At 67.7% G+C, this 6,269-nt stretch carries 6 protein-coding genes; 2 read left to right on the top strand and 4 right to left on the bottom strand.

Going from position 1 to position 6,269, the window contains the following annotated elements:
* A partial coding sequence (locus G3N92_RS29310) for a gamma-glutamyl-gamma-aminobutyrate hydrolase family protein (RefSeq protein WP_206131069.1) occupies positions 1–720 on the top strand: 720 nt, incomplete at its 5' end.
* Between the two features lie 130 nt (positions 721–850).
* Here G3N92_RS29310 and G3N92_RS29305 read toward each other — a convergent pair.
* The 4 genes from G3N92_RS29305 to G3N92_RS29290 form a co-directional block, all read right to left on the bottom strand.
* Positions 851–2,140: a cytochrome c gene (locus G3N92_RS29305; RefSeq protein WP_206131068.1), complete on the bottom strand. Its 1,290-nt coding sequence runs from the start codon at positions 2,138–2,140 to the stop codon at positions 851–853.
* Positions 2,137–3,906, bottom strand: coding sequence for a GMC family oxidoreductase (locus G3N92_RS29300; protein WP_206131067.1), 1,770 nt, complete (start codon positions 3,904–3,906; stop codon positions 2,137–2,139). Before G3N92_RS29300 ends, G3N92_RS29305 begins: the two co-directional genes overlap by 4 nt.
* A gap of 52 nt (positions 3,907–3,958) precedes the next feature.
* Positions 3,959–4,678 (bottom strand): gluconate 2-dehydrogenase subunit 3 family protein, encoded by a 720-nt coding sequence (locus tag G3N92_RS29295; RefSeq protein ID WP_206131066.1) that lies wholly within the window; start codon positions 4,676–4,678, stop codon positions 3,959–3,961.
* Positions 4,679–4,853: 175 nt separating this feature from the next.
* Positions 4,854–5,753 carry a LysR family transcriptional regulator gene (locus G3N92_RS29290; protein WP_206131065.1) on the bottom strand — a complete coding sequence of 300 codons (900 nt, stop codon included), beginning with the start codon at positions 5,751–5,753 and terminating at the stop codon, positions 4,854–4,856.
* Positions 5,754–5,866: 113 nt separating this feature from the next.
* On the opposite strand from G3N92_RS29290, the gene G3N92_RS29285 reads away from it, so the two are divergent.
* Positions 5,867–6,269, top strand: a 403-nt coding sequence (locus tag G3N92_RS29285) for an NAD(P)H-dependent oxidoreductase (protein WP_206131064.1), incomplete at its 3' end; no start/stop codon positions are given.

Raw genomic sequence — 6,269 nt, 5'->3', positions numbered from 1 at the left:
CGCATTGCGCTGGTCGGCCGCGAGGACGAGCAGCGCGACGGCTACCCGGCCACGCTCGCGGCGCTCGCCGATGCGGCCGAGGCCGCGCACGTGGCACTCGAGGTGCGGTTCGTCGCGGCCCAGACGCTGAACGACGCCAATGCCGCCGAAGCGCTCACGGGCTGCGACGGCATCGTGCTGCCCGGCGGCGCCGACATGGCGCGCGTGCCGGGCCAGATCGCCGCGGCAAGCCACGCGTGGCGCAGCGGCACGCCGATCGTCGGGCTGTGCCTCGGCATGCAGTCGATGGCCACAGCCGTCGCCCGGCATGCGCTCGGACGGCGCGACGTGGGGCTCATGGAAGCGGAGCCGGGCATCCGCCTGCCGAGCTTCATCCCGGTGACGGCCGACGCCAGCGGCGAACCGAGCGAGCACCGGCTCGGCCGGCAGCGCATCGCGGTCGCGCCGGCCTCGCGCCTGCATGCGATCCTCGGCGCGACGCCCGAGATCCGCTGCAACCATCGCTACCGCCTCAATCCCGCGCTCGACGCGGCGCTGGCCCTCGCCGGCGTGGAAATCGTCGCGCGCGACGCGAGCGGCCGGATCGCCGATGCGATCGAGGCCCCCGCGCATCCGTTCTTCATCGGCATGCAGGGGCATCCCGAGCTCGATTCGACGCCGGGGCAGCCGCATCCGCTGCTGCGTGCGTTCTTCGAGGCGGTGCGGCGGCGCGAGCGCTGACGATCGGCCCGCGGCAGGCTGCGCGCCGCGCGATATTCCGTCATCCAAACGAATTCGCCCCGGGGATCGTCTCCCCGGGGCGAATGACGCGCTCACACGCTCGCAGGCTCACCTGCTCGCGGTGGAGCGCCTAGCGCTTGCCCGCCTGCTGCGCGCGAATCGCGGCCACCTGGCCCGCGTCGACCGCACCGGCACGATTCGACCAGCCCGAGCGCACGAAGCTCGCAAGCTGCGCGGCCTCGTCGTCGCTCAGGCGGTTCGCGAAGCCCGGCATCGGCAGGATCGACGGCGCCTTGGCCGTCGACGGCGTTTGCGCACCGTTCAGGATGACCGAGATCAGCCCGGTCGGATCGGACGCATTCACGACCGTCGCGCCATCCAGTTGCGGGAACACGCGCGGCGCGCCCTTCCCGTCGACCGCGTGGCACGCCGCGCAATTGTCGAGATAGAGCCGCTCTCCCAGCGTCAGGTTCAGCGCCGCCGTGAGTTTGGCGGTCGTGTCCTTCGCCGTGTTACCGGCAGAAGCCGCCGCCTCCGCGCCTGCCGGCGACAGCGTGGCCAGGTACGCCGCGATGGCGTCGAGATCGGCGTCGCTCAGATGCGAGGTGCTGTTGAACACCACCGAGGTCATCTCGCCCGCCACCGCCGCGCGATCGTTGCGGCCCGTGCGCAGATAATCGGCGAGTTCCGCGCGGCTCCAGTGCGACGCGCCGCGCAGCGACGGCACGTTCCAGCCATTGAGCTTGCTGCCGGACAGATACAGCGCGCTGCTGCCATCGAGCGCCTTCTCGTTCATCGCCACGCCGCGCGGCGTATGGCAACTGCCGCAGTGCCCGAGGCTCTCCACCAGGTAGGCGCCGCGCCGAACCTGCTCGCTGGCGCCGTCGGGCGCCGCGAACGGCGCATCGGAGGTGAACGCCCAGTTCCAGAGCGCCATGCCCCAGCGCTGGTTGAACGGGAAGCGCAGATCCGTTGCGGGCGCAACGTCCTTGGCCGGCGTCACGCCGTGCATGAAGTACGTGTAAAGCGCGTGGATGTCGCTGTCCGTGATCTTCGCGTAGGACGGGTACGGCATGGCCGGATAAAGATGCGCGCCGTCGGCACGCACGCCCTTGCGCACCGCCGCCGCGAATTGCGCTTCGGTGTACTTGCCGATGCCGGCCTGCGGATCGGGCGTGATGTTGGTCGAGTAGATCGTGCCGATCCCGCTGGTGATCGGCAGGCCGCCGGTATAGGGCTTGCGGCCCACGGTCGAATGGCAGGCCATGCAGTCGCCGGCCCGCGCGAGATACTCGCCCTGCTTGATCAGCGCGGCCTGCGAACCGGCGGCGTCCTGCGCATGCGCGGCCGAGATGTCGAGCGCGGCCAGGGTCATGACGGCCGCGAGCTTGAGCGTGTTGACGAATTGCTTGGCGATCATGCTTGCACCATGGGGCCGGGATTCTTGAGGTACTGTTCCTTGATCGCGCGAGCGGCGAACAGCGTGATCGCGCCGATCGTGGCGGTGGGATTGGCCTGGAAGTTCTGCGGGAACGCATTGCCGCCCGGCACGAACACGTTGTGCACGTCCCAGCTTTGCAGATAGCGGTTCAGCGCGCTGGTCGACGGAGAATCGCCCATCACCGCGCCGCCCACGTTGTGCGTCGACACGTATTTCGTGATGTCCCAGTGCGCGTCGAGCGGCAGGAAGCTCTCCGAGTAGCTGTCCGGGCCGAGTTCTTTCGTGATGTCGAGCACGATCTTGCGCAAATACTGCTGAAGCTTCAGTTCGTTCTGCTTCCAGTCGAACGTGATGCGCAGCAGCGGCTGCCCCCACGGGTCCTTGTAAGTGGGATCGAGATCCACGTAGTGATCGCGGTAGGACATGCAGCTGGTCGTGATGCCGATCTTCATCGAATGGCCGTACCAGTCCTGCATGCCCTCCTTCCAGCCCTGGCCCCAGGCCGGCGTGCCCTTCGGCAGCGCCGTGCCGATCGGCGCGCCGGTCGACTGCGCGCTCTGGATTTTCGCCCCGCCGATGAAGCCCAGCGACGGGCCGTCGAAGTTACCCGGCGAAATATCGTTGAACAACTGCCCCGTGGCGCCGGCCGTGGCGAACGGGTTGAAGTGCTTGTCCTTGAAGAACAGCGTCGCGCCGCCATTGCTGAGGAACGCGTAATTGCGGCCCACCACGCCGGTGCCGCTGACGGGATCGTACGGCTTGCCGATGCCCGACAGCAGCATCAGGCGCACGTTGACGAACTGGAAGCCTGCCAGCACGACGATCTTCGCCGGCTGGAATACTTCGTTACCCTGAGCGTCGGCATAGGTCACGCCGCGCGCCGTCTTGCCGTCGGGGTGCAGCTCGACGCGCAGGACATTGGCGTTCACGCGGTAGGAGAAGTTGTCCATGCGCTTGAGCGCATCGAGCACGGCCGTCTGCGGCGACGCCTTCGAGAAGTTCAGGCACGGATACTTGCTGCAATAGCCGCAGTAATTGCACGGCGCGATCTGGTTGCCGTAGGGATTCGTCCAGGCCTGCGAAACGTTCGCGGACGGATTCGGGAACGGGTGATAGCCGAGCTTGCGCGCGGCATCCGCGAAGATCGTGTTGTTCAGCGTGTCCTTGAGCGGCGGCAGCGGAACCGGATTCGAGCGCGGGCCCTCGAACGGGTCGCCGCCCTCGACGAGCTTGCCGCGCAGGTTGCCGGTGCTGCCCGACAGGCCGCAGACCTTGTCGAAGAAGTCGTAGTACGGCTCGATCTCGTCCCAACTGAACGGGAAATCCTGCACCTGCATGCCGGTTTCCAGTTGCCCCTTCTTGTAGGCCTGGTCGGCGTAGGTCTTGAGCTTGAGATCGGTGGGCGTCGGCCGCATCAGCACGCCGGTCCAGTGCAGGCCGGAGCCGCCCACGCCGGTGCCGGGCACGAACGCGCCCCACTTGCGGGTGGGCAGCGCCACGTCGTTCGCGGAATGCCGCACGGTGAGCGCGCCATCGCGCGGCGTCACCATGATCTTGTTGCGCACGCCATAGGCGTACTGGTCGGCCGGCTTGGGGTAGGCGAAATCGGCATTGGTGCGATCTTCGCCGCGCTCCAGCGCGCGCACTTTCAGGCCGGCCTGAGCCAGTTCGATGCTCATGAGCGAACCCGCCCAGCCGAGCCCGACGACGACTACGTCGACGTCATCGTTGATGATCTTTGTCACGGTTTTCCTTGTCGATTCTGAATGCGCGAAGCCTCGCGCAACGTGCCGGGGATCAGGCGCGCAGCCCGGCCAGGCTGACGGGGCCGAGCGGATATTTCACGTTGTGCTGGGCGACCCACTCGAGAAAGCTCGCGCGCGCGCCGGGAAAACCGATGGCGATCCAGGCCTTCATGCCCTTGTTGCCGCCGTACATCGGGTCGGAGAGATAGCCGTTCTTCGAATCGGAGAGCATTTCGCCGAAGAACTGGCTGGCCGTGAGCGCCGCTTCGCCGGCATCGGCGAAGCGGACGTCGTTGGCCTGCAAGGCGTGCAGCACGGCGTCCTGCGAGGCCGCATCGAGCTCGTGGAACGCGCGGTGGTAGCGCTGCCGGCAATAGCCGTTGGCAAGCGCGATGCCGCGGCGGTAGATCTCCTGCGGCGTGTAGGGCAACTGATAGCCGAGTTCCTTCGGCGCCTGCGTGTTGAACGGGCCTTGCAGGTAGATTTCGTGGCCGAAATCGCCGTGCATCTGCTGATCGATGAACACCGGCACGTTGGTTTCGAGTGCGCCCGGCCCGCGGCCGCTGGCGGGAATCAGCCGGTCGCAGGCGGCCAGCATGAATGCCCATTCGTCGGCGGAGAAGAACGCGGGCGTGTAGGCGTGCAGATCGGGCGCGGCCAATTGCGCCGCGTCCGCCGCGCTCAAGCCGTGGACGACGATGCCGAGCGACGGCAGCGCTAGCAGCGATGCGAGGAGAAACTTACGCCTTGAAGAACTGACATGTGATGACATTGGAGACCATGCTTTGCGAGAGGATTGCCAAAAACCCGATGTTTATCTATTTTTGAAAGATATTTGTATGTATTTAGTGCGAATTTCGGGTTGCCGTAAGCATAGCAAAAAGTCATGACGTCAGATGTCACATAACAATATTCGTTGTTTATCCTCTCGCCTGCCCGCGCGGCGCTCAGGGCATCAGCCGCCGCCGCAAGTCGTCGAGCAGCCAGCGCCCCGCCCGCCCGAGCGGCCGGTCGCGCACGTGCGCCGCGTAGATCGGCAGCGTGCCCGACGGCGCCAGGCCCTCGTCGGCGATCTCGATCCGCGCAAGCCGGCCGTCGGCCAGATACGGCGCGACGACGAACGGCGGCATCTTGCACCAGCCGAAGCCGGCCAGCAGGAAGTCGAGCCGGCGCCCGAGGTCGACGAAGCGCCAGACGCGGCTGCCGATCACGCCGTGGCTCGGCCCCTGCTCGCCGTGCGCATCGGACAGCACCAGTTGCACCTCCGCTTCGAGATCGGCCCGCGCCAGCGGCCGCCCGAGGCGCGCGAGCGGGTGCCCGGCCGCCACCACCGGCACCAGTTCCAGGCGCATCAACGGCCAGGCCATCAGATCGTCCGGCACCGCGGGCAGCAGCAGACACACCGCCAGCGCCGCCGCGTTCTCGCGCAGGCGCCGCTCGGCGCCGCCCACGCCCTCGGTCGAGAACGACACCGGCAGATCGGGAAACGCCTCGCGCAACGCGCGCAGGCTGTCGATCAGCGGCGCGGTCGGCACCAGCGGATCGATCGCCACCGTCAGCACCGGCTCCAGGCCCGCGCGCGTGCCGGCGGCGATCGCGGCGAAGCGATCCGCGCCGGCCAGCACCGCGCGCGCCTGCTCGACCAGCACGCGCCCGACCGGCGTGAGCGCCGGACGCCGGCTCGAGCGGTCGAACAACGCCACGCCCTGCGTCTCCTCGAGCGTGGCGATCGCCTGGCTGATCGCCGACTGCACGCGGCCGAGCGCCCGGCCGGCCGCCGAAAAGCTGCCGGCGTCGCTGATCGCGACGAGCACGCGCAACTGATCCAGGGTGAGATTGCCGATCACGATCCATCTCCATTCATGACAGAAACTATCGGAATTTAATCACTTCCCGAGATGGTTGTCGCTTCCTATAGTGCGGGCATGTTCATCCACGCATCTGCCACCGGAGCCCAGCCATGCCTACCCTGCTCGTCGTCGAATCCAGCCCGCGCGGCGGCCAATCCCTGTCGCGCGGCCTGACGCGCGCGTTCGTCGAACACTGGCGGCAGCGCCATCCCGAGGGCCGCGTCGTCGAGCGCGACCTGGTGCAGAATCCGCCGCCGTTCGTCACGCAGCCCTGGCTCGCCGCCTACTTCACGCCGGCCGGGCATCAAACGCCCGCGATGCAGGCCGAGCTCGCGCTGTCGGACGAATTGGTGGCCGAACTGCTCGCGGCCGACCACATCGCGATCGGCACGCCCGTCTACAACTACAACGTGCCGGCCGTGCTGAAGGCCTATTTCGACCACATCGTGCGCAAGGGGCTCACGCTCGGCTTCTCGGGCGAAGGGCTCGTGACGGGCAAGCGCGCCACGCTGA

The organism is Burkholderia sp. Ac-20379 (assembly GCF_017104645.1).
Taxonomy (GTDB): Bacteria; Pseudomonadota; Gammaproteobacteria; order Burkholderiales; family Burkholderiaceae; genus Burkholderia.
Note: the sequence above shows the minus strand (reverse complement) of the source record. Positions and strands in the feature narration are given on the sequence as shown.